At 72.2% G+C, this 22,560-nt stretch carries 22 protein-coding genes; 13 read left to right on the top strand and 9 right to left on the bottom strand.

The features are described from left to right. Positions 1 to 11 precede the first annotated feature (11 nt). From ACTMMA_RS09515 to ACTMMA_RS09490, 6 genes are all read right to left on the bottom strand, one after another. Positions 12 to 1,046: an inositol monophosphatase family protein gene (locus ACTMMA_RS09515; protein ID WP_441189888.1), complete on the bottom strand. Its 1,035-nt coding sequence runs from the start codon at positions 1,044 to 1,046 to the stop codon at positions 12 to 14. Positions 1,047 to 1,172: 126 nt separating this feature from the next. Then, a complete protein-coding gene (gene rsgA, locus ACTMMA_RS09510; protein ID WP_441189887.1) occupies positions 1,173 to 2,195 on the bottom strand; it encodes a ribosome small subunit-dependent GTPase A in 1,023 nt (340 codons plus the stop codon). Continuing rightward, positions 2,192 to 3,472 (bottom strand): 3-phosphoshikimate 1-carboxyvinyltransferase, encoded by a 1,281-nt coding sequence (gene aroA / locus ACTMMA_RS09505; protein ID WP_441189886.1) that lies wholly within the window; start codon positions 3,470 to 3,472, stop codon positions 2,192 to 2,194. The genes rsgA and aroA overlap by 4 nt, the downstream gene beginning before the upstream one ends. A gap of 41 nt (positions 3,473 to 3,513) precedes the next feature. Next, positions 3,514 to 4,230 carry an alpha/beta hydrolase family protein gene (locus ACTMMA_RS09500; RefSeq protein ID WP_441189885.1) on the bottom strand — a complete coding sequence of 239 codons (717 nt, stop codon included), beginning with the start codon at positions 4,228 to 4,230 and terminating at the stop codon, positions 3,514 to 3,516. After that, entirely contained in the window at positions 4,227 to 5,081 is an 855-nt protein-coding gene (locus ACTMMA_RS09495; RefSeq protein ID WP_441189884.1) for an SOS response-associated peptidase, read from the bottom strand. The genes ACTMMA_RS09500 and ACTMMA_RS09495 overlap by 4 nt, the downstream gene beginning before the upstream one ends. A 52-nt stretch (positions 5,082 to 5,133) precedes the next feature. Further along, positions 5,134 to 6,378 carry a pyridoxal phosphate-dependent aminotransferase gene (locus ACTMMA_RS09490; protein ID WP_441189883.1) on the bottom strand — a complete coding sequence of 415 codons (1,245 nt, stop codon included), beginning with the start codon at positions 6,376 to 6,378 and terminating at the stop codon, positions 5,134 to 5,136. A 167-nt stretch (positions 6,379 to 6,545) separates the two neighbouring features. On the opposite strand from ACTMMA_RS09490, the gene ACTMMA_RS09485 reads away from it, so the two are divergent. Next, complete coding sequence (locus ACTMMA_RS09485; RefSeq protein WP_441189949.1) at positions 6,546 to 7,208, top strand: sigma-70 family RNA polymerase sigma factor; 663 nt, start codon at positions 6,546 to 6,548, stop codon at positions 7,206 to 7,208. Then, entirely contained in the window at positions 7,205 to 7,504 is a 300-nt protein-coding gene (rsrA, locus tag ACTMMA_RS09480) for a mycothiol system anti-sigma-R factor (RefSeq protein ID WP_441189882.1), read from the top strand. Before ACTMMA_RS09485 ends, rsrA begins: the two co-directional genes overlap by 4 nt. 99 nt (positions 7,505 to 7,603) lie before the next feature. Here the strand turns inward: rsrA and ACTMMA_RS09475 are convergent, their stop codons facing one another. Continuing rightward, the gene (locus ACTMMA_RS09475; RefSeq protein ID WP_441189948.1) at positions 7,604 to 7,678 is read right to left on the bottom strand and encodes a 50S ribosomal protein bL37; all 75 of its coding nucleotides are present in this window, start codon (positions 7,676 to 7,678) and stop codon (positions 7,604 to 7,606) included. A gap of 535 nt (positions 7,679 to 8,213) precedes the next feature. Here ACTMMA_RS09475 and ACTMMA_RS09470 point away from each other — a divergent pair. Genes ACTMMA_RS09470 through tsaD form a run of 5 tightly spaced genes read left to right on the top strand, consistent with a single transcriptional unit; the run spans position 8,214 to position 13,102 of the window. Then, a complete protein-coding gene (locus ACTMMA_RS09470; RefSeq protein ID WP_441189881.1) occupies positions 8,214 to 9,488 on the top strand; it encodes an HD-GYP domain-containing protein in 1,275 nt (424 codons plus the stop codon). Beyond that, the gene (locus ACTMMA_RS09465; protein ID WP_441189880.1) at positions 9,485 to 10,837 is read left to right on the top strand and encodes an HD-GYP domain-containing protein; all 1,353 of its coding nucleotides are present in this window, start codon (positions 9,485 to 9,487) and stop codon (positions 10,835 to 10,837) included. The genes ACTMMA_RS09470 and ACTMMA_RS09465 overlap by 4 nt, the downstream gene beginning before the upstream one ends. 9 nt (positions 10,838 to 10,846) lie before the next feature. Continuing rightward, complete coding sequence (gene tsaB / locus ACTMMA_RS09460) at positions 10,847 to 11,542, top strand: tRNA (adenosine(37)-N6)-threonylcarbamoyltransferase complex dimerization subunit type 1 TsaB (RefSeq protein WP_441189879.1); 696 nt, start codon at positions 10,847 to 10,849, stop codon at positions 11,540 to 11,542. Continuing rightward, entirely contained in the window at positions 11,542 to 12,060 is a 519-nt protein-coding gene (gene rimI / locus ACTMMA_RS09455; RefSeq protein WP_441189878.1) for a ribosomal protein S18-alanine N-acetyltransferase, read from the top strand. The genes tsaB and rimI overlap by 1 nt, the downstream gene beginning before the upstream one ends. Next, a complete protein-coding gene (gene tsaD / locus ACTMMA_RS09450; RefSeq protein WP_441189877.1) occupies positions 12,053 to 13,102 on the top strand; it encodes a tRNA (adenosine(37)-N6)-threonylcarbamoyltransferase complex transferase subunit TsaD in 1,050 nt (349 codons plus the stop codon). The genes rimI and tsaD overlap by 8 nt, the downstream gene beginning before the upstream one ends. Before the next feature lie 9 nt (positions 13,103 to 13,111). On the opposite strand, the gene ACTMMA_RS09445 is transcribed toward tsaD, so the two are convergent. After that, positions 13,112 to 14,347: a class I SAM-dependent methyltransferase gene (locus tag ACTMMA_RS09445; protein ID WP_441189876.1), complete on the bottom strand. Its 1,236-nt coding sequence runs from the start codon at positions 14,345 to 14,347 to the stop codon at positions 13,112 to 13,114. Positions 14,348 to 14,378: 31 nt separating this feature from the next. Between ACTMMA_RS09445 and ACTMMA_RS09440 the strand changes: the two genes are divergently transcribed. From ACTMMA_RS09440 to groL, 3 genes are all read left to right on the top strand, one after another. Then, positions 14,379 to 15,641: a phospholipase D-like domain-containing protein gene (locus ACTMMA_RS09440; protein ID WP_441189875.1), complete on the top strand. Its 1,263-nt coding sequence runs from the start codon at positions 14,379 to 14,381 to the stop codon at positions 15,639 to 15,641. Positions 15,642 to 15,856: 215 nt separating this feature from the next. After that, complete coding sequence (gene groES / locus ACTMMA_RS09435; protein ID WP_441189874.1) at positions 15,857 to 16,150, top strand: co-chaperone GroES; 294 nt, start codon at positions 15,857 to 15,859, stop codon at positions 16,148 to 16,150. A 100-nt stretch (positions 16,151 to 16,250) separates the two neighbouring features. Beyond that, the gene (groL, locus tag ACTMMA_RS09430; protein WP_441189873.1) at positions 16,251 to 17,861 is read left to right on the top strand and encodes a chaperonin GroEL; all 1,611 of its coding nucleotides are present in this window, start codon (positions 16,251 to 16,253) and stop codon (positions 17,859 to 17,861) included. A 90-nt stretch (positions 17,862 to 17,951) separates the two neighbouring features. Here the strand turns inward: groL and ACTMMA_RS09425 are convergent, their stop codons facing one another. Beyond that, positions 17,952 to 18,254 carry a WhiB family transcriptional regulator gene (locus ACTMMA_RS09425; RefSeq protein ID WP_441189872.1) on the bottom strand — a complete coding sequence of 101 codons (303 nt, stop codon included), beginning with the start codon at positions 18,252 to 18,254 and terminating at the stop codon, positions 17,952 to 17,954. Between the two features lie 149 nt (positions 18,255 to 18,403). On the opposite strand from ACTMMA_RS09425, the gene guaB reads away from it, so the two are divergent. The 3 genes from guaB (at position 18,404) to ACTMMA_RS09410 (ending at position 22,557) form a co-directional block, all read left to right on the top strand. Continuing rightward, positions 18,404 to 19,924, top strand: coding sequence for an IMP dehydrogenase (gene guaB / locus ACTMMA_RS09420; RefSeq protein ID WP_441189871.1), 1,521 nt, complete (start codon positions 18,404 to 18,406; stop codon positions 19,922 to 19,924). Positions 19,925 to 20,027: 103 nt separating this feature from the next. Beyond that, entirely contained in the window at positions 20,028 to 21,149 is a 1,122-nt protein-coding gene (locus ACTMMA_RS09415; RefSeq protein ID WP_441189870.1) for a GuaB3 family IMP dehydrogenase-related protein, read from the top strand. Further along, entirely contained in the window at positions 21,136 to 22,557 is a 1,422-nt protein-coding gene (locus ACTMMA_RS09410; protein WP_441189869.1) for a YncE family protein, read from the top strand. The genes ACTMMA_RS09415 and ACTMMA_RS09410 overlap by 14 nt, the downstream gene beginning before the upstream one ends. Positions 22,558 to 22,560: the final 3 nt, after the last annotated feature.

Below are 22,560 nucleotides of genomic sequence, written 5' to 3'. Positions count from 1 at the left end.
ATCGGCGCAGCTCAGCCCTCGGGGAGACGTCCACGCCGGTTGAGGTCGTAGATGTTGGCGTGGTGGCTGTCGTCGACCCTGTCGGGATCGACCGTGTCAGCCTCGACCCGGTCCTGCGTCCCGTCGCCGTCGTGCATGCCCTCGCCGTCGCCCATCCGGTCGCCGTCGCCCATCCCTTCGCCGTCGTCCATCCGGTCGACGTCGTCCTCGTCGGGACCGTCCCCACTCGCACCGGGCCCCTCGTCCACCACCGGCGTGAGGAGGGCGAGGACCTCGTCGTGGAGCAGACTGTTGGTCACCACGGCCGGCGTGGTGGCTCTCGCCTCCGGCCCCGTGACGGGCGCACCCCAGGGGTCGGTGATCCGGCCGCCGGCCTCGCGCACGAGGGCTCCGATGGTGGACAGCTGGAAGCGGTCCATGTAGATGCCCAGGGATACGTCGACCGCGCCCTCTGCGGCCAGCGCGTGGCTCCAGAAGTCTCCGAAGGCGCGGGTGCGCCAGATGCGGTCGGTGAGCTGGGCGAAGCCTTGGCCGTGCGGCCCGAAGAGCCAGGAGGCGATGTCGTCGGCCGACCCGGAGGCATGCTCGAGCACCGCGGTGTCGCTCACCCCGACCTGCTTGGCCCGGGCCAGCGTCCGGCCGGTCCAGGCGCCGGAGCCGTGGCCGGCCCACCAGCGGCGGGCCAGCGCGGGTGCGGCGATCAGGCCCAGGACCGGCTCGTCCTCGACGACGAGGGAGATCAGGGTGGCCCACACCGGGACGCCCCGGACGTAGTTGGTGCCACCGTCGAGGGCGTCGATGACCCACCGGCGGTCGCCGTGCCCGGTCGTCTCCAGCAGCCTGCCCTCGACCCGGTCGCGCGGGCGGGTGCGCTGCAGCTGGTGGCGCAGCAGCTCCTCGAGCCGGGTCGCGGCGCTGGTGGTCAGGGTGCCGTCCCCGGCCACCGTCACCTCCTGGTCCGGGGCGCCGAAAGACTCCAGGGCGGTCCTCTCGACCGAGTCGGCAAGGACGTGGGCGAGGCGGAGGTCGTCGTCGAAGCTGGCCACCTGCCCACGGTAGCCGTTGCAGGTCATCGCCTCGCACCGGCTCGCGGAGGCACGCGGGTCGCCGCGCGGTCCTGGCCGGACGGTCCTGGACCCGCGTGAGCCGGCTGAGTGGGCCGGACGAGTCTGTCAGCTGCGTTCGTCGCCGGTGCGGCTGCGCAGCAGCCGGCGGAGCGACTCCAGGCGCTCGGGGCCAGCCGGGCCGGCACGCCCGGAGGCCACCCACGCGTCGAGACCGCAGTCGGGCTCGTCGTGGCTGCACCCCCGTGGGCAGTCCTCGGTGCCGGGCAGCAGATCCTCGAAGTGCTCGATGAACGTGTCCGGGTCCACGTGTCCGAGGCCGAAGGAGCGCACGCCCGGGGTGTCGACGACCCACCCGCCGTCGGGCAGCTCGAGCGCCACGGCGGAGGTGGAGGTGTGCCGCCCTCGTCCGGTGACGGCGTTGACTGCGCCGGTCGCCCGATCGGCGAACGGGACCAGGGCGTTGACCAGCGTGGACTTGCCCACGCCGGAATGCCCGACGAGGACGCTGGTCCGTCCCACGAGGTGCGCGCGGACCTCGTCGACCCCGGCCGGGTCCAGCTCGCCGGAGTCGCCGTCGCTGCGACTGACGACGTGGGGGACCTCGAGGGCCCGGTAGTGCCGGAGGAAGAGGTCGGGGTCGGCGAGATCGGCCTTCGTCAGCACCAGCAGCGGATCGAGCCCTGCGTCGTAGGCCGCCACCAGGCACCGGTCCACCATCCTGGCGCGCGGCTCGGGGTCGGCAAGCGCGGTGACGATGACCAGCTGGTCGGCGTTGGCCACGATGATCCGCTCTACGGTGTCGGAGTCGTCCGCGCTGCGGCGCAGCACGGTGTCCCGCTCCTCGATGCGGACGATCCGGGCCAGCGTGCCCTCGTCGCCGCTGGTGTCGCCGACCATCCCGGCACGGTCGCCCACCACCACGCGGGTCCGTCCCATCTCGCGGGCCCGCATGGCGCTGACGGTCCGGTCCTCGACGCGGACCGTGTAGCGGCCGCGGTCCACCCCCGTGACCATCCCGACGACGGCATCCTCGTGGCTGGGGCGGTCCTTGGTCCGTGGCCGCGTGCCGCGGCGGGACGGGCGCTCGCGGACGGAAGACTCGTCCAGGTGGTCGTAGCGCCCGCTCATCGGGTCACCCCCACGGCCCGCTCCCAGGCCCGGTCGAAGCCGGGGAAGGTCTTGTCGGCGGTGGTGACGTCCTCGACGAGGACACCGTCGACGGCTGCGCCCACGACCGCCGCGAACATCGCCATCCGGTGGTCGTGGTAGGTCTGCAGCGTCGCCCCTCGCAGGGCCGCCGGCCGGATCTCCAGGCCGTCGTCGGTCTGCGTGACGTCGCCCCCGAGCCGGGAGATCTCCGTCTCCAGCGCCGCGAGCCGGTCGGTCTCGTGGCCGCGCAGATGGCCCACGCCGCGGATCCGGGTCGGGCCCCCGGCCAGCACGGCCAGGGCGGCGACGACCGGGGTGAGCTCGCCGATCTGCGAGAGGTCGAGGTCGGCCCCGCGCAGACCGTCGGGCCCGCCGCGCGCGAGCAGGCCATCGGGGCCCGGCTCGGCGGAGGCGCCCATGGTCCGCAGCACCTCCCGCATCTGCTCGCCCGGCTGCGTGGTCCGTGCCGGCCAGCCCGGCAGCCTCACCTCGCCGCCGGTCGCCGCGGCCAGCGCGAGGAAGGGCGCGGCGGAGGAAAGGTCCGGCTCGACGGTGACCTCGAAGCCCTGGACAGCTCCGGGAGCGACCCGCCAGGTGGTGGCGTCAGGTCGTGTCACCTGGACACCCACCTGCTCGAGGACCTGCACCGTCATGTCGAGGTGGGCGCCGCTCGGCAGGGACGACCCGTTATGCCGTAGCTCCAGCCCCTCCTCGAACCTCGCCGCCGCGAGCAGGAGTGCGCTGACGAACTGGGAGGAGGCGGAGGCGTCGATCTCCACGTGGGAGCCGGCGACCAGGCCGCGACCGACCACCGAGTAGGGCAGACCCGGCCCGCCCTCGACCTCGACCCCGAGCGACCGGAGCGCGTCAAGGACGGGGCCGACCGGGCGGGAGCGTGCCGTCTCGTGCCCGTCGAAGCGCACCGGCCCGTCGGCCAGCGCGGCCAGCGGCGGGACGAAACGCATGACCGTGCCTGCCTGTCCGCAGTCGATGTCCACCCCGCCCCGCAGGGGTCCGGGGGTGATCGACCAGACGTCGTCGGCGCTGGTGTCGACCTCGGCACCCAGGGCCCGCAACGCGTCCACCATGCGTTCGCTGTCCCGCGAGCGCAGCGGTCGGTGGATCCGGGAAGGGCCGTCGGCCAGGGCGGCGAGCACGAGCCACCGGTTGGTGAGGGACTTGCTCCCGGGCACCTCGACCACGGCCTGGACGGGTCCGCGTGCACGCGGGGCGGGCCAGGTCTGAGGCTGGGTCATTGAGCTGCTGCTTCCTGCCGGACGGGTGCTGTGGGCCCAAACTATCCGGTCACGGTGGCCAGGAAGGTCTGCACCTGTCCCACGACGCGGTCCAGGTCGCGGCTGGGGGAGTGGTTGCCCGGCACCTCCACGAGGGTCAGGACCTCACCCGGCACGGCGGCCCGCACCTCCTCGGGCGAGCCGAAGGGGTCGGTCCGACCCTGGACGACGAGCGTGGGCAGCCCCGCGCCCACGGGGAGCGCCAGCTCCTGCGCCCGGCTCCGGTCCGGCCGACCCGGCGGGTGGAGAGGAAAGGCCAGGCAGACCACGCCGCCCAGGCCCTCGATCGCCGCTCCAGCGCCGTCCACGCTGCACCGGCAGGCGACGCGGGCACCCGCGCTGCGTCCGCCTAGCACCCACGGCCGGGGCAGGTCGACATCGTGCGCCCGCTGCCATCCGGTGTCAACCAGGGTGTCCACGACGTCCCGCCAGGCCCGGTCCAGGGCTGGTGCCCTGGTCGCGACCTTCCGGCCGGCGACGCGCCAGGGCTGATCCACCAGCACGACGGTCCAGCCGTCGTCGACGAGCGCGAGCAGGGCCAGGACGTCCGCGGCGTCCCGCTGGCCACCGGCCCCGTGGCCCAGGATCAGGGTCCCCCCGGGCGCGCGCCGTGCCCCCACCGCGGAGACCGCTGGTGTGTGGACCCGGACCTCGGCGGGTCCCTCGACCGTCTCGACCCGCAGCCGGGGCGGTGACGAGGCAGACCCGTCCTGCCTCACGTCCCGACCACCTCGCCGGTGACGGGATCGACGGCCCCGACCAGCTGCTCCCGGTCGATGGGCTCCATCAGTCGGGCGCCGTTGCTGCGTGAGGAGTTGACCGCGGTGCTCACGGCCCAGGCCTGGAACCTCCCGGGGACGTGCGAGGCGTCCAGCAGGGAGCGCACGTCCGTCTCGTCGGTCAGTGCCGGGTCGAGCCAGTCCGCCCACGCCTCCGGCTCGAGGGCCACGGGCTGTCGGTCGTGGATCCGGTCCAGTCCCGGCTCGGCGGCGGTGGTGATGATCGTGAAGGACACGACCCAGGACAGCGGATCCTCGCCCGGGGCAGCGGGGTCCTTCCAGAACTCGTAGAGCCCGGCCAGCGCGAGCGGGGTGTCGTCGTGGCGGCTGATGAAGAAGGGCTGCTTGCGCGGCTTGCCGCGGGAGTCGAGCGCGACGGGGGAGGCCTGCCATTCGTACCAGCCGGTGATCGGCACCAGGCACCGACGCCGGAGCGCGGCCCGGGCGAAGGCCGGCTTCTCGAGCACGGTCTCCGCACGCGCGTTGGTCATCCGGTTGCCGATGGCGGGATCCTTGGCCCAGGACGGCACCAGCCCCCAGGTCAGCAGCCGGAGCTGGCGGACCGCGTCCGCGCCCGGAGAGCCACCGTCGGAGCCACCTTCCCGCGGGGCCCGCGTCAGCACCACCGGAGCCTGCTTCGTGGGCGCCATGTTGTGGTCCGGCTCGCCCGGGGGCGGGCTCTGAGGAGACTTCAGCAGGCTGCGCGAGCGCTCGCCGGTCGCGTCAAGCACGACCTCGTAGGCCTCGACGAGCTCGTCGGGGTTGGCCGTCGCCGCATAGCGCCCGCACATCAGCCGCGCCCACCCACGAGGCCCGAGCTGGTCCGGAGACGGGGATGGGGGCTCATTGGCGGTAGCTGCTCAGGAAGTTGCCCATCCGCTCCAGCGCGGCCTGCAGGTCGGTGGCCCACGGCAGGGTCACGATCCGCAGGTGGTCCGGCGAGGGCCAGTTGAAGCCGGTGCCGTGGACGACCAGGATCTTCTCCTGCTCGAGCAGGTCGAGACACAGCCGCTCGTCGTCGTGGATCTCGTGCACCTCGGGGTCGAGCCGCGGGAAGACGTAGAGCGCGCCGGTGGGCTTGACGCAGCTGACACCCTCCATGTCGTTGAGCATCGACCAGGCGATGTCGCGCTGGACGGCCAGACGACCACCGGGCTTGATGAGGCTCTCGATGCTCTGCTGCCCCGAGACCGCCGCCTGGATGGCGTGCTGGGCGGGGACGTTCGGGCACAGCCGGGTCGAGGCCAGCAGGTCGATGCCCTGCAGGAAGCCGGCGGCATGCCCGGTCGGTCCGGTGATGGCCACCCAGCCCGCGCGGTAGCCCGCGACGCGGTAGGTCTTCGACAGCCCGTTGAAGGTGAGGCACAGCAGGTCCGGGGCCAGGGACGCGATAGAGACGTGCTCGGCGTCGTCGTAGAGGATCCGGTCGTAGATCTCGTCGGCCAGCAGCAGGAGCGAGTGCTCTCGGGCCAGGTCGACGATCGCCTGCAGCGCCTCCCTGGAGTAGACGGCCCCCGTGGGGTTGTTGGGGTTGATCACCACGATCGCCTTCGTGCGCGGGGTGATCTTGGAGCGGATGTCCTCGATCGAGGGATTCCACCCGTCCTCCTCGTCGCACAGGTAGTGCACCGGGACCCCGCTGCTGAGGCTGGTCGCCGCCGTCCAGAGCGGATAGTCGGGGGAGGGTATGAGGATCTCGTCACCCGGGTCGCAGAGCGCCTGCAGCGTCATCATGATGAGCTCGGAGACGCCGTTGCCCAGGTAGACGCGGTCCACATCGAGGTGCGGGAAGCCCGGGACCTCCTGGTAACGGGAGACGATCGAGCGGCGGGCGCTGAGGATGCCCTTGGACTCCGAGTAGCCCTGGGCCGTAGGCAGGGCGGCCATCATGTCGCGCAGCACCGCGTCCGGGGCCTCGAAGCCGAAGGGCGCCGGGTTGCCGATGTTGAGCTTGAGGATCCGGTGCCCCTCCTGCTCCAGCTGCAGAGCGCGGCTGGCCACCGGCCCCCGGATCTCGTAGAGCACGTTCTGCAGCTTGGCGGGCTGCGTGAGGGGTCGGAGCGGGGTGCTGGAGCGCTGCGGGGTCACGTGCCCATGCTGCCACGCGGGGCGGGAATGACCGGGGCTGGCTCGCGCGTTCTCCTGCACGACCCACCACGAGGCAGGAGGAGCGCGTGCTCATCACCGCAGTGACCCCGGGGGAGCGGGCCGGAGCCAGCGCTCTGGTCGGGACCCACGGGCTAGGCTGGTCGACGATGGATACCGATCAGCCCACTCTCGAGGAGCTCGAGGCCGCAGCCCTGGCCGAGGCGGACGCCACGGTGGACGTGGCCACCGAGTCGCCCCAGGACCGCGCGGCCCGGTTCGAGCGGGAGGCCATGCCGCTGCTCGACCAGATGTACAGCGCGGCACTGCGCACCACCCGCAACCCCACCGACGCAGAGGACCTGGTCCAGGAGACCTATGCCAAGGCGTTCGCGGCCTTCCACCAGTACCGCCCGGGCACCAACCTCAAGGCCTGGATGTACCGCATCCTGACCAACAGCTACATCAACACCTACCGCAAGAAGCAGCGTCAACCCCTGGAGTCCGACGCGGCCGAGGTGGAGGACTACCAGCTGGCCAGGGCCGCCTCGCACACGAGCAAAGGTCTGCGCTCGGCCGAGATGGAGGCGCTGGACCACCTGCCCGACAGCGACGTCAAGCGCGCGCTGGCCTCGATCGGCGAGGACTTCCGGATCGCGGTCTATCTCGCGGACGTCGAGGGCTTTTCCTACAAGGAGATCGCCGAGATCATGGAGACCCCGATCGGCACCGTGATGTCGCGCCTGCACCGGGGTCGCAAGCAGCTGCGTGAGTTGCTCACCGACTATGCCGTCGAGCGCGGCATCGTGACGGCCGAGGAGGACGAGTCGTGAACGAGCTCAACCAGTCGCCCGAGCACCGACCTGCCGACTGCGCGGACGTCGTCCTGAGGTTGTTCGAGTTCGTCGACAACGAGACCGGACCCTTGGACCATCGGTTGATCCAGGCCCACCTGGACGAGTGCGGGGCCTGCCTGGCGGAGTACCAGCGCGACCTGCTCCTCAAGGCTCTCGTCCGCCGCGCGTGCGTCTGCGAGCAGGCACCGCCGACCCTGCGCTCGCAGATCATGACGCGGATCACCACGACGGTGACGGTGGTCCAGGCCACGCGCCGGCCTTCCCAGGACTGAGCGCGCGCCGAACACCCCCGTCATGCACGAGGCCGGTGCTCCCGATCGGGAGCACCGGCCTCGTGCGTGCCTGTCGGCGGCCTCGTGCGGGCCACCTGCTCAGGCGTTGGGCTTCTTGCCGTGGTTGGCGCCCTTCTTCTTGCGGTCGCGACGCTTGCGTCCACGCTTGCTCATGAGTGTCTCCTAGCGGATGGTCGGCTGGGACCGTGCTGCGTGCTGGCGGTCCGCGGACGAACCATCTTCGCACACCCCCGGCCGCACTCGCGTCATGACTGTGACGCCCGTCACACGTTTGGTCAAGATTTGTTCAAGAAATGCCCACGGGGGCCGTTTGCTCTGGTAGCTACAGGTGCCCCTGTGGCATGGTGGGGCCACCCTAGCGGCTGTCACAGACCGGGCACGGCGCCCGTGCGACGTGGGGGCCATCGACGAAAGGATCTGCCGTGCTTCAGTTCCTCATGAGCATCCTCGCCAGTGGCGTCCCAGGCTTCAGCCCCGACATCGTCTCCTGGGAGGACTGACGACACAGCATGCGCCGACTCAGGCGCATGCAGAGACCCGGGGGCGTGCAGCCCCCGGGTTCGTCACGTCCATCCGGACGTGGACATATATCGCGCTGCTGCTCGCGCTGGCAGGTCTTGGTGCGTGGTGGGGTGAGAGCCTCGACTCCCCGCACAGCCATCTAACCGCCACGGTCCTGATCCCCCTCGTGGGGCTGGGCATCCTGGGTGTGATCCTCCGCGAGCGGGATCTCGGACCGCACCTGGGGGTGTCGATCGCGACGGTCGTGCTGGCAGCCGCCCTCCCGTTGTCCGGGCCGATGGGCGCAGTGCTCGTCGGGTTCATCTCGTACGCCAGCGATACCGGCGCCAAGACGCTGCGGACCCGGGCTTTCAACGCCTCAATGACGGCTGCTGTGGGTGCTGTCGGGGCGATCGTCTATCTGGGCGCTGGAGGACAGCCGATGATGGCACCCTTCCCGCCGGAGGACCAGCTTCTCCTCCAGGTCGGCCTCCCGCTCCTCGTCGCCTACGTGGCGATGACGGCCGCCAACGTCCTCTTCTACGCCGGCATGTCCGCGATCGTGCGCGGCACGAGAGTCGTCCACGTGGCCTGGCAGACCGCTCGGCAGCTCGGTCTGGGCTACCTGGGCCATGTCGTGATCGCCTTTCTCTTCGCGGTGCTGTGGGGTCCCGCGGGGCTGGGCCCGCTCAGCGCGGTCTTCGTCCTGGGGCCGCTGGTCGCCGCGCACTGGACGATCGGCCGGGGGGCGGCCGCCCGTCGCGAGCACGGCGAGACGGTGGCGACCTTCGTGGCAGCTCTGGAGCAGGCCGATCCGCAATCCGTCGGGCACAGCGCCAGGGTCGCCGACCTCGCCGACCGGATGGCCCCGCTCGTGGGGATCGAGGGCGACGCCGCGGAGTCCCTCCGCTATGCCGCGCTGCTGCACGACATCGGTCTCGTCGCGGTGCGGCCCGAGCTCCCGCCGGACACCGCCGACCACCTGGCCTACCTGAGCGCCATCAGCGCGCACCCGCAGGCGGGCGTCTCCGTGCTCCAGGGGCTCGACTTCCTGCAGGATGCCCTCCCCACGATCGCCCACCACCATGAGCGCTGGGACGGACGCGGCTATCCGGCAGGTCTGGCCGGCGAGCACATCCCGCTCGCGGCGCGCGTCATCGCGGTCGCGGACGCCTACGACGCGCTCACCACCGACCGGGCGGGCGAGCCCCTGGACCAGGCCTCGGCCATCGCCACGCTCCGGGCCCGCGCCGGATCGCACCTCGACCCCAAGGTCGTGGAGGCGCTGGCCACCTCGCTGGCGCGGGTGCCGAGCGGCCCACGGCGGGCCCGCCGTGCGGCCGAACCGTCGATGGCCGGCTCCCATGGTCCCGGGCCGCTGGTCCTCGACCACGACGACCCGCTCATCAGCGATGACTTCGCAGAATGGCAGCCCGAGCCGGCGGGGAGCGAGGGCCGGTGACACTCACCCTGACGACCGCCATCATCGGGGTGGTCGCGATGATCCTGGGGGAGTGGTGGCGGACCGAGGCGCCCGGCGCGGCCCGGGACGCACCCATCGCCCAGGCGACGGGCATCGCGCTGGCGATGGCCACCTGCTGGCCCGGTGAGCTCGGCACCGAGAGCGGTGAGCACCGCTGCACGCTGTGGGGGCTGCTGGGACCCCTTGCTCTGGCGCTCGGAGCGACGCTGGTGGTCGGCCTGGCGCGTCGTGGCCGCGGGAACCTGGTGGCCGACGTGGGTCGCTGCCTGGCGTCGGTGCTCACCGCAGGCCTGCTCGCCCGGGTCCCCGGGCCGGCCGGGAACACCCTGCTGGAACGGGTCGGGCACCCCCAGGCCAACGCGGGCCTGATCTCCGTCCTCCTCCTCATCGTGGCGGTGCTCGCGGTCTGGGTGCCGCTGGTGGCCCGGGCGCTGCGGGCGGCGGCCTACGACCCTGCCTCCTTCGGCCACCGGCTCTTCACCGACGTCCAGCGCTCGGGGGTGCTGCCGCTGGCCACCGCGACCACGGCGGCCGTGATGGCGATCGCCCTGCCCGTCCTCGGCCCCGCCACGCTCATCCTGTTCCTCGTCCCGATGGCCGTGCTGCTGCCGGCCGTCACGAGCCAGCGCAGCGTGCGGGCCGCCCAGCAGCAGACCATCGTGGCGCTGGCCGGGCTCACCGACCAGGCGGGGTTCACCTCCGCCGGCCACGCCGTCCGCGTGGCTGCCCTGGCCGTCCCGGTGGCTCGGGACGCCGGCGTGGAGGACGAGGACCTCGCGGACGTGGAGACCGTGGCCCTGCTGCACGACGTGGGCCAGGTCGGGCTCGACCGCCCCATCCCCGGCGGTGCGACGACCGAGATCTCGATGCGGGACCAGCGCCGGGTCGCCGCCACCGGGGCGGCGATCCTGGCGCGCACCGCCCAGCTGTCCCGGATCGCACCTCTCGTCGCGGACGTGGGGGTCCCGCACCACCGGGCGCGCGAGCGGGGCGACGTCAGCGCGGTCTCTCGCGTCGTGCGCGTGGTCTCGGCCTACGACGACCTCGCGGGTCACGGTACTCGGCTCGGTGGCGCAGGGGGGCCGGTCGCGGCCCTCGAACGGCTGGTGCGCTCCGCGCCACGGGAGTTCGACCCCGACATCGTCCGGGCGCTGCTGCGTCAGCTGGAGAGGAGAGGCGACCTGACCCTGTCCGAGGGTGACCGGCTCAGGAGCCTGCTGGTCCCAACCGTCGCCGGGGCGGGCACGGCGCCGAAGGCTCCGGCTCCGACGCCCGCCCACCCCGGGACCCAGGTCCAGCTGCGCTCGGGACGGCTGCCGCCCGCGTAACCTGGAGGGGTGCTCCTGGCGATCGACACCTCCACCACAGCCATCGGCGCTGCCCTCCACGACGGGCAGCAGGTCCGCTCGCGCGCCGTCCACCTCAGCGCCCGCAGCCACGGCGAGCTGCTCGCCCCCTCGATCGTGCAGGTGCTCCAGGAGGCCGGTGTGGACCGGCGGGAGCTCACCCGGGTCGTCTGCGGGGTCGGGCCAGGACCCTTCACCGGCCTGCGTGTGGGCGTGGTGACCGCCCAGGTGCTCGCCCACAGCCTCGGTCTCCCGACCCCTGCGGGCATCTGCTCGCTCGACGCCCTGGCGCACGCGTGCCGTGGCCGGCACGAGGGCCCGCTGCTCGTGGCCACCGATGCCCGTCGCAAGGAGGTCTACTGGGCCACCTACGAGGTGGGGCCGGACGGCGCGCGGCGTCTGGACGGCCCCGGCGTCGCCCGGGCCGCAGACCTCCCCGAGGAGGTGCGCGCCCTCCCGTCCGTGGGACGGGGGAGCGTTCTCTACCCCGAGGCGCTGCCGCATACCCTCAAGGGCGGTCCGCTGGACGTCGACCCGGGCGAGCTCGCGGACCTCGCGGTCCGGCTGACGATTGGGGACCACCCGGACGCCGGGGAGGCGCTCCTGGACCCGGAGCCGCTCTACCTCAGGCGCCCCGACGCCGTCGAGCCCGCGCGGGTGCCCGGCGCCGAGCGGGGACTCGTCTGATGGGCGAGGTGCACCTGCGCGAGGCACGGTGGACCGACCTGGCCACCATGGCCCGGGTCGAGCAGGAGGTCTTCCCCGACGACGCGTGGTCCGAGGCGTCGCTGTGGGCGGAGCTGGCCCAGCGGCCGCGGCGCCGCTACCTGGTCGCCGAGTGCTCGACCGACGCAGCAGCGAGCGTGCTCGGCTACGCCGGGCTCGACCTGGCGGGCGAGGTCGCCGACGTGATGACGGTGGTGGTGGCACCCTCGGCCCGGGGGAGAGGCCTGGGAGCGACGCTCATGCACGCGCTGCACCGCGGCGCCGTCGAGGCGGGGGCGACGTCGATGATGCTCGAGGTGCGGGCCGACAACGCCGCTGCGCTCAAGCTCTACCGGGACGAGGGCTACGAGACGGTCCGGACCCGCCCCGGCTACTACCGGACCTCGACCGGACCGTCGGTCGACGCCCTGATCATGCGCAAGGACCTGGAGCCGGACGAGCTGTCCGGGGAGATGAACGAGGATGACGCCGATGACTGATCACGAGCCGCTCGTCCTGGGCGTGGAGTCCAGCTGCGACGAGACCGGCGTCGGCATCGTCCGGGGCCGCACGCTGCTGACCAACTCCGTGGCCAGCAGCGTCGACGAGCACGCGCGCTTCGGCGGGGTCGTGCCCGAGGTGGCCAGCAGGGCGCACCTGGAGGCGATGGTGCCCACCATCCAGCGGGCCTGCGACGAGGCCCAGGTCCGGCTCGCCGACGTCGACGCCATCGCGGTCACCGCCGGACCCGGGCTGGCCAGCGCGCTGGTGGTCGGCGTCGCCGCAGCCAAGGCCCTGGCGGTCGCCCTCGACAAGCCGCTCTACGGCGTCAACCACCTCGCCGGGCACGTGGCCGTCGACGTGCTCGAGCACGGGCCGCTGCCCGAGCCGTTGATCGCCCTCCTCGTCAGCGGGGGTCACTCCAACCTGCTCCTGGTGCGCGACATCACCACCGACGTCGAGTCCCTCGGCGCCACGCTCGACGACGCGGCGGGGGAGGCCTTCGACAAGATCGCCAGGATCCTCGCGCTGCCCTATCCCGGTGGTCCGCACATCGACCGGGTCGCGGCCGACGGCGACCCGAAGGCGATCCGCTTCCCCCGCGGGCTGACGACCGGGCGCGACCTGGAGCGGCACCGCTTCGACTACTCCTTCTCGGGGCTGAAGACCTCCGTCGCCAGGTGGGTCCAGGCCCGGCAGGACGCCGGCGAGCCCGTGCCCGTGGCCGACGTCGCCGCCAGCTTCCAGGAGGCCGTGGCCGACGTGCTCACCCGCAAGGCGGTCGCCGCCTGCCAGGAGCACGGGGTCGAGGACCTGCTCATCGGTGGTGGTGTGGCGGCCAACAGCCGGCTGCGGCTGCTGGCAGAGGAGCGGTGCGCCCGCGCCGGCATCCGGCTGCGTGTCCCGCGCCCCGGTCTGTGCACCGACAATGGCGCGATGATCGCCGCGCTCGGGGCCGAGATGGTGATGCGGGGCCGTGAGCCCTCCCGCCTGGACCTGCCGGCCGACTCGTCGCAGGACATCGAGCTGATCCAGGTCTGAGCCCTGTCCTCAGGCGTCCGGGCCGAGGGGGGAGACCACGAGCGCCTGGGGCGTCGCCCCGACGGTGGTCAGCACCAGGACGACCTCCGGCCCGGGGCGCTTCTTCAGCCTCAGCTCGGCCCGGAAGCGCTCGGGGTCGGTGGCCACACCCCGCTTCTTGATCGTCACCCTGCCGGCACCCCGCTCCCGCAGCGCGGCGCGCACGGACCTGGCGTGGAGCGGGAGGACCTGCTCCACCGCATACCACCGCATCCACGGCAGCTGCACCGGAGCCGACGCGGAGACGTAGCCCACCCCCGCCGCGAGCTCGCGCCCGTCGACGGCCTCCGCCGCGGCGCCGGCCAGGTCGGCGGCCAGGACGGCCTTGTCCGGCTCTCCGAGAAAGGGCCCGAGCTCGGCGCCGGACCCGAGGGACGCCGGTGCGCTCGCTGCGGGGCGCACGAGATGCCAGTCGGGCCCACGCCCCACGACGGCGCTGGTGCCCGGGTGATCGACCGCGGCGCCCCACCACACGGCGCACTCGACCACGTCGCCCTCGACCGACACCCACTCGGCCTCGGCACCCGGCGGCAGGTCCTGGGCGGCGAAGCCCGGCGACAGCTTGGCCCCCGCCGCCCGCACGCGCGCAGCGACCTCCTGGACCTGCTCCCAGGTGGGGGACAGCTCGGAGAGCCGCCACACACGGCGGGTCCGCCCGGTGATGTCCGCCACGCCGGGCGTGCGCCGGGCCGGGTCGAACCAGACCCCGTCCTGCGGTCCCGGGCTCACCTCGTCCACCTCCGCGCACAGCACCTCTGCCCGGGGGTATGGGGCGAGGTTGGCCCGGGCGGCCGCCGCCACCTCCGGGTCGCGCTCGACCGCGGTCACGGCGAGGCCGGCCTCGGCGAGGGCGAGGGAGTCCAGGCCCAGCCCGCAGCCCAGGTCCCAGACCCGCTCCACCCCGGCGTCCAGGAAGCGTCGGGCGTGCCGACGGGCGACCTGCGGGCGGGTGGCCTGCTCCACCCCGTCGGCGGTCAGCAGGAGCCTGTCCACGACGGGGCCGAGCCGGGTGCGCGCCCGGGAGCGCAGCCTGGACTGCGTCAGTGCGGCGCTCACCAGCTCGGGCGGGACGCCTTCTTCGCGCAGGCGTGCGGTCAACGGCAGGAGCTGATCCTCGTCGTAGTCGGGCAGCCGCGCCAGCAGCGCCCGGCCCTCGTCGGAGGACAGCAGCGCGAGCGGGGAGGGAGAGCTGTCCGCTGAGGTCACGGTGCCATTGTGCGCCAGCTAGATTGGAGCCATGCGGAGGATCCTGGCGCCCGAGTTCGCCACCCTGGCCCGCGACGCGCGTCGGTTCGCGCTCAAGGCGGCGGTAGGCGGCTTCGCGGCCCAGATCGCGGTGGCCGTGGGCATCACGGCCGCCGACCGGGTCCGCAAGAGCCGTGCCAAGGAGCACGAGGCGCCTGCCGACGAGCCGCTGGAGGCGAAGGTGCGCGGCAACGAGGTGAAGACCTACACCTTCGGCCGTGACCTCTACCGCGACATGCTGGCGGCGATCGACGACGCCCAGGACTATGTCTACCTGGCCTCCTACATCTGGAAGGGCGACGAGGTCGGCCAGGACTTCAAGGACGCCGTCATCAGGGCGGCGGACCGGGGGGTGCTGGTCTGTCTCGTCTACGACGGCTTCGCCAACCTCGTGGTCCCGGGGGAGTTCAAGGAGTTCCCCGACTCCGTGCACGTCCTGCGCTTCCCGATCCTGCGCTCGCGGCTGCCGATCATCGACGTGCGCCGCACCGGTCGCGACCACCGCAAGATCCTGGTGGTGGACGGCCGGGTGGGTTTCGTGGGCGGCTACAACATCGGTTCGCTCTACGCCAACCGGTGGCGGGACACGCACCTGCGGCTCCAGGGCCCAGGTGTCTGGGAGCTGGAGAACGCCTTCGTCGACTTCTGGAACCGCCACCGGGGCCGGCGGCGGCCCGAGCTGCCCGACAGCGGGTCGCCCCACTGGGACGCCTCGGTGCACGCCGCGCGCAACGAGCCGAGCCGTCTCATCTACCCGGTCCGTGCCCTCTACCTGGAGGCCATCGACCGCGCCATGCACCGGGTCTGGATCACCCAGGGTTACTTCATCCCCGATCCGGAGATCCTGCACTCGTTGCTCGGGGCGGCGGCCCGGGGCGTGGACGTGCGGGTGATCATGCCCGAGCGCTCCAACCACGTCATCGCCGACCTGGTGGCGCGCTACTACTGGGCCGAGCTGCTCCGGGGCGGCGTCAAGCTGCACCTCTACCAGGACGTCATGGTGCACGCGAAGACGGCCACCGTCGACGGCGAGTGGGCCACCATCGGCACGGCCAACATCGACCGGCTCTCGCTGCGCGGCAACTACGAGATCAACCTGGAGCTGGTCGACCCCGACCAGGCGGCGCACATGGAGACGATCTTCCGCCGCGACCTGGAGCGCTGCCGCGAGATGACCATGGCCGAGTGGAGCCAACGGCCGCTGCACTACCGGGCGATGGAGTCCTTCCTGCGACCGCTGGAGTTCATGCTCTAGCCACGCTCTGGCACTCGGCTTGACCGAGTGCTAATCGCCACCTAGATTCACCTTTAGCACTCTCGGCACGCAAGTGCCAGCGCCCCGGGACCACGGCGCGGTCGACCCCCGCGACGGCGACCACCGCCACGGGCCCGGCGGCACGGAGTGGGTACGCACACCAGCAACCCAAGCCGGCGGCATATGCCGCCGTCGGAACGAAAGGGAAGGTAACCGTGTCGGTTTCCATCAAGCCGCTCGAGGACCGCATCGTCGTCAAGTCCGTCGAGGCCGAGCAGACCACGGCCTCCGGCCTCGTCATCCCGGACACCGCCAAGGAGAAGCCCCAGGAGGGCGAGGTCCTGGCGGTCGGCCCGGGCCGTATCGACGACAACGGCAACCGCGTCCCCATGGACGTCAAGACCGGCGACCGCGTCATCTACAGCAAGTACGGCGGCACCGAGGTCAAGTACGGCGGCCAGGAGTACCTGATCCTGAGCGCGCGCGACGTGCTCGCGATCGTCGGCTGACGAACCTGCCGTCAGCACCTAAGTGCGCCCCGGCCCCTAGCTAGGGGTGCGGGGCGCGCTCGGCTCAGCACACCACATACCTGAAAGGAGCTGTGCGCCGATGGCGAAGCAGCTGGAGTTCAACGACAACGCCCGCAAGGCCCTGGAGCGCGGCGTCGACGCGCTGGCCAACGCGGTCAAGGTCACCCTCGGCCCCAAGGGCCGCAATGTCGTCCTCGACAAGAAGTGGGGCGCGCCGACCATCACCAACGACGGCGTGACCATCGCCCGTGAGGTCGAGCTGGACGACCCCTACGAGAACCTTGGCGCGCAGCTGGCCAAGGAGGTCGCCACCAAGACCAACGACATCGCCGGTGACGGCACCACCACCGCGACCGTCCTGGCCCAGGCCATGGTCAAGGAGGGCCTGCGCAACGTGGCCGCCGGCGCCAGCCCGTCGGGCCTCAAGCGCGGCATCGACGCGGCCGTCACGGCCGTCAACGACCGCCTGCTCGCCAACGCCCGCGAGCTCGAGGGTCGCGACGAGATCGCCCAGGTCGCCAGCCTCTCGGCCCAGGACAAGGCGATCGGCGAGCTCATCGCCGACGCCTTCGACAAGGTCGGCAAGGACGGCGTGATCACCGTCGAGGAGTCCTCCACCACCGCGATGGAGCTGGACTTCACCGAGGGTATGCAGTTCGACAAGGGCTACCTCTCGCCCTACTTCGTCACCGACACCGAGCGCATGGAGGGTGTCCTGGAGGACGCGCTCATCCTGCTCCACCAGGGCAAGATCTCTGCGGTCGCGGACCTGCTCCCGCTGCTGGAGAAGGTCGTCGGCGCGGGCAAGCCGCTGTTCATCGTGGCCGAGGACGTCGACGGCGAGGCCCTCTCGACCCTGGTCGTGAACAAGATCCGCGGCACCTTCAACGCGGTGGCCGTCAAGGCCCCCGGCTTCGGCGACCGCCGCAAGGCGATGCTGCAGGACATGGCCATCCTCACCGGCGGCCAGGTCGTCGCCGAGGAGGTCGGCCTCAAGCTCGACCAGGTCGGCCTGGAGGTCCTGGGCACCGCGCGTCGCGTCGTGACCACCAAGGACTCCACCACCATCATCGAGGGCGGCGGTGACGCCCAGGCGGTCACCGACCGCGTCGCCCAGCTGCAGGCCGAGGCGGCCGCCAGCGACAGCGACTGGGACCGCGAGAAGCTCCAGGAGCGGATCGCCAAGCTGGCCGGTGGCGTGTGCGTCATCAAGGTCGGCGCCCACACCGAGGTGGAGCTGAAGGAGAAGAAGCACCGGATCGAGGACGCCGTCTCCGCGACCCGCGCCGCGATCGAGGAGGGCATCGTCGCCGGCGGCGGCTCGGCCCTGATCCACGCCTCCACGGCCGTGGACGAGCTGGACCTGTCCGGTGACGAGGCCGTCGGCGCCGCCGTGGTCCGCAAGTCGGTCCAGGAGCCGCTGCGCTGGATCGCCGAGAATGCCGGCCTGCAGGGCTACGTGGCCACCACCAAGGTGTCCGAGCTGCCCCTCGGTCAGGGCCTGAACGCCGCGACCGGTGAGTACGGCGACCTGATGGCCGCCGGCGTCATCGACCCGGTCAAGGTCACCCGGTCGGCGCTGCGCAACGCCGCCTCGATCGCCTCGATGGTGCTGACCACCGACACCCTGGTGGTCGAGAAGCCCGAGGACGAGGACGAGGACGGCCACGGGCACGGTCACTCGCACTGACGCCCACCGCCCGTAGCACGACGGCGGCCCCCGCCCCGGATCAGATCCGGGCGGGGGCCGCCGGTGTGTGCGTGGGGGAAGGGCGAGCCGTCAGGAGGCGTCGCCGTCCTTGGCCTCGGCGTCAACGAGGGCGTGGTAGGCGGTCCGCTCGTCCTCGGTCATGCCGCCCCAGACGCCGTAGGGCTCACGGGCGGCCAGGGCGTGCTCGCGGCACTGCGCCAGCACGGGGCAGGTGCCGCACACCTCCTTGGCGCGCGCATCCCGCCGACGGCGGGCAGGTCCTCGCTCGCCCTCGGGGTGGAAGAACACCTCGGGGCTGGAGGTGCGGCAGGCTCCTTCGAACTGCCACTCCCACAGGTCGGCCACGGGGCCGGGGCCATCGATCTGTGCCACTAGGGGATTCTCCTCATCATGGGGCGAGACCACTGTAGCCCCAGAAACCGGTTCCAGGACAACGTCCGCCCAGGACAACGTCGCCGGTCGCCCTGGACTTCCCGGGGAGGGCCACGGCCGCGTCGTCGACGGTCCTAGACTGAGGCACCATGACCCCGGCCGACGAGACTGCTGCGCTGCCCCCCGCCTTCGCCCGTATGGGGCTGACCTACGACGACGTGCTCCTCCTGCCCGGGGAGACCGACCTGACCCCGGACGAGATCGACACCTCCAGCCGGTTGACCCGCGAGATCACCCTCAAGGTGCCGCTGGTCTCGGCGGCGATGGACACGGTCACCGAGGCGCGGATGGCGATCGCCATGGCCCGGCAGGGCGGCATCGGCATCCTGCACCGGAACCTGTCGATCGAGGACCAGGCCTACCAGGTCGACCTCGTCAAGCGGACCCAGACGGGCCGCATCGCCAATCCCGTGACGATCGGCCCGGACGCCACCCTGGAGGACTTCGACGCGAGGTGCGGGGAGTACCGCGTCTCCGGCCTGCCCGTGGTCGACGGGTCGGGTCGCCTGCTGGGCATCTGCACCAACCGCGACCTGCGCTTCACCCCGGTGGCCGAGTGGGCCACCACGCTGGTGCGCGACATCATGACCCCGACGCCCCTGGTGACGGCTCCGGCCGACGTCAGCCGCGAGGAGGCCACGGCCATCCTGCGGGCGCACAAGCGTGAGCGCCTGCCGCTCGTCGACGACGACGGGCGTCTGCAGGGTCTGATCACGGTCAAGGACTTCGTGAAGTCCGAGCAGTTCCCCCGCGCGAGCAACGACTCCCAGGGACGGCTGCTGGTCGGGGCGGCAATCGGCTACTTCGGTGACGCCTGGGAGCGGGCGACCACGCTCGTGGACGCGGGCGTCGACGTCCTGGTCGCGGACACCGCGCACGGCCACGTGCGGATGCTCATCGACATGGTCCGCCGGCTCAAGACCGACCCGGCCACGCGGCACGTGCAGGTCGTCGGCGGCAACGTCGCCACCGCGGCCGGGGCGATGGCCTTCGTCGAGGCGGGCGCCGACGCGGTGAAGGTCGGCGTCGGCCCGGGCGCGATCTGCACCACCCGCATCGTCACCGGCGTGGGCGCGCCCCAGCTCACGGCCGTGCACGAGTGCGCCGAGGCCACTCGCGCCGCGGGCGTCCCGGTCATCGCCGACGGCGGCCTGCGGCACTCCGGGGACATCGCCAAGGCGCTGGTCGCCGGGGCGGGCACGGTGATGATGGGCTCCATGCTGGCCGGCTGCGAGGAGGGCCCGGGAGAGCTGATCTTCGTCAATGGCAAGCAGTACAAGGCCTACCGAGGCATGGGCTCGCTGGGCGCGATGAGCTCCCGCGGGAAGAAGAGCTTCTCCAAGGACCGCTACTTCCAGGCCGACGTGGCCAACGACGACCAGCTCATCCCCGAGGGCGTCGAGGGCAAGGTGGCCTACCGGGGAGCGGTCGGCGCGGTGCTCCACCAGATGGTGGGAGGGCTGCGGCAGTCGATGTTCTACGTCGGCGCCCGGTCGGTCCCCGAACTGGCGGAGAAGGGGCGCTTCGTGCGCATCACCCAGGCCAGCCTGCAGGAGAGCCACGCCCACGACATCGAGATGACGGCCGAGGCACCCAACTACACCCGGTGAGAACACCCGGTGAGGTCTTCCCCACACCCTCCGGGGCGGTGCTCCGCCGCCCGGGCCGGTGTGGGAGACGAGGATCGGCGCGGGCGCTGGGTAGCCTGTGCGGGTGAGCGAGATCGAGATCGGCCGGGGCAAGCGCGGACGGCGTGCCTACACCTTCGACGACATCGCGGTGGTGCCCTCGCGGCGCACGCGTGACCCGGAGGACGTCTCCATCGGCTGGCAGATCGACGCCTACCACTTCGAGCTGCCGGTGCTGGGCGCGCCGATGGACTCGGTCGTCTCCCCGGCCACGGCGATCCAGATGGGTCAGCTCGGGGGACTGGGCGTCCTCGACCTCGAGGGTCTCTGGACCCGCTACGAGGACCCCACGCAGGCGCTGTCCCGGATCGCCGAGCTGCCCCCGGAGGAGACGACCTCGGCGATGCGGGAGCTCTACTCCGCACCGATCCGCCCCGAGCTCATCACCCAGCGGCTGCGCGAGATCCGCGAGGCGGGCGTCACGGTCGCCGGCGCGCTGTCGCCGCAGCGGACCCAGCAGTTCTGGAAGGTCGTCGTCGACGCAGGGGTCGACCTCTTCGTCATCCGTGGCACCACGGTCTCGGCGGAGCACGTCTCCGGCCGGGCCGAGCCGCTCAACCTCAAGCGCTTCATCTACGAGCTCGACGTGCCGGTCATCGTCGGCGGGGCCGGCACATACACGGCCGCCCTGCACCTCATGCGCACCGGCGCGGCCGGCGTGCTCGTCGGCTTCGGCGGGGGGTCGACCCACCGCACGCGCGTCACGCTCGGCATCCACACCCCGGCCGCGAGCGCGATCGCCGATGTCGCGGCGGCCCGCCGGGACTACCTCGACGAGTCGGGCGGCCGCTACGTCCACGTCATCGCCGACGGCGGCATGAGCGTGTCGGGCGAGGTCGTCAAGGCCATCGCCTGCGGAGCCGACGCCGTCATGCTCGGGGCCGCCCTGGCCCGGGCGGCGGAGGCGCCCGGCAAGGGCTTCCACTGGGGGTCGGAGGCCCACCACGTCGAGCTCCCCAGGGGCGAGCGGGTCGACGTGGGCACGGTGGGCACGCTCCAGGAGGTCCTCACCGGCCCCGCCGTGGGTGCAGACGGCACGACCAACCTCATGGGTGCGCTGCGTCGGGCGATGGCCACGACCGGCTACACCGACCTCAAGGAGTTCCAGCGCGTGGAAGTTGTGGTGGCCCCCTATGGCGAGCACTGATCCCGGCGGCGGGCCCGAGAGCCCCCGGCACCGCATCGTGGTGCAGAACGATCCCGTCTACCGGCGCCGCCGCCTGGTCGTCGCGATCGGTGCCGTGCTCGTCCTGCTGCTGGTGGCCCTGCTCGCCTGGCTGTGGCTCGGTCGCGACCGCGGCGCGGCCGACGAGGCCGGCACGACCCCCAGCTCGCCGGTGGCCGACCTCACCGCCCCGGCGGCCGGCGGCGACGCCGCGGACGCCTCCGAGGAGGCCACGGAGGCCGACGCGGCCACCGAGGACGATGGTGAGGCTGCCGACGGTCAGAAGGACGCGTCGGGGTCGGACGACGACGCCGGGGCCGGCAAGGCCGTCTGGCAGAAGGACCCTGCCCCGACCGAGCACCGCAGCGACGCCACGGCGCTGGAGCAGGTCGACTACTTCGTCGAGGGGACGCCCAAGTCGGTGGTCTCCTCCGGCCACGGCCTGGTCATCACCAACAACATGATGTACAGCAACAACTCCAGCATCATCGACGCGGAGAGCCGCGAGGTGCTGGACCGGATCGACGACTCCGTCGACCTGGGCGCGTTCGGCATCGAGGGCCACCCCGGGCTGTCCGTCGGCGCACCGGTCGAGGCGACGTGGACCACCGACGGTCGCTACGCCTACGTCTCCCAGTACTCCATGTCGGGCCCCAACTTCCCCCGTGAGGGCTTCGACGACTGCGTCAAGGACAGCGGCGTCGACCCCTCCATGGTCTACCGCTTCGACGCCGAGGAGATGACCTGGGACCAGGTCATCCAGGTCGGTGCCGTGCCGAAGTATCTCGAGCTCAGCCCCGACCAGAAGACGCTCCTGGTGAGCAACTGGTGCGACTACACCGTCTCGGTGGTGGACACCGCCACGGGGCAGGAGACCGGCACCCTGGACGTGGGGCGCAACCCGCGCGGCATCGTCGTCATGCCGGACAACAAGACCGCCATCGTCACCGCGATGTGGAACCAGCAGGTCTGGCGCCTGGACCTCGAGGAGATGACCAGCGAGGTCGTCCTGGAGACCCCGCCCGGCCCGCGGCACCTCAACCTGAGCCCCGACGCCGAGACTCTCTACCTCGTGGTGGCGCGCGCCGACGTCATCTACAAGCTCGACCCCGAGACGATGGAGATCGTCGACGAGGTCAACCCCGGCCAGGAGCCGCGGTCGATGACGATGTCGCCCGACGGCTCGGCGCTCTACGTCGTCAACTACGACGAGGCCTCGGTGTCCAAGATCCGCACCTCCGACATGGAGGTCATCGACAAGGTCCAGGTCGACGCCTTCCCCATCGGCATCGACTACGACCCGGTCACCAACTCGGTGTGGGTCGCCTGCTACGGCGGCGGGATCTACGTCTTCGACGACCAGACCACCCTGCTGGAGCCCTCAGCCTGATCA

Origin of the sequence: Ornithinimicrobium panacihumi (genome assembly GCF_052073805.1) — a bacterium.
Lineage (GTDB): Bacteria > Actinomycetota > Actinomycetes > Actinomycetales > Dermatophilaceae > Ornithinicoccus > Ornithinicoccus panacihumi.
The sequence above is the reverse complement of the archived record's forward strand: the minus strand, read 5'-3'. Positions and strand labels throughout refer to the sequence as shown.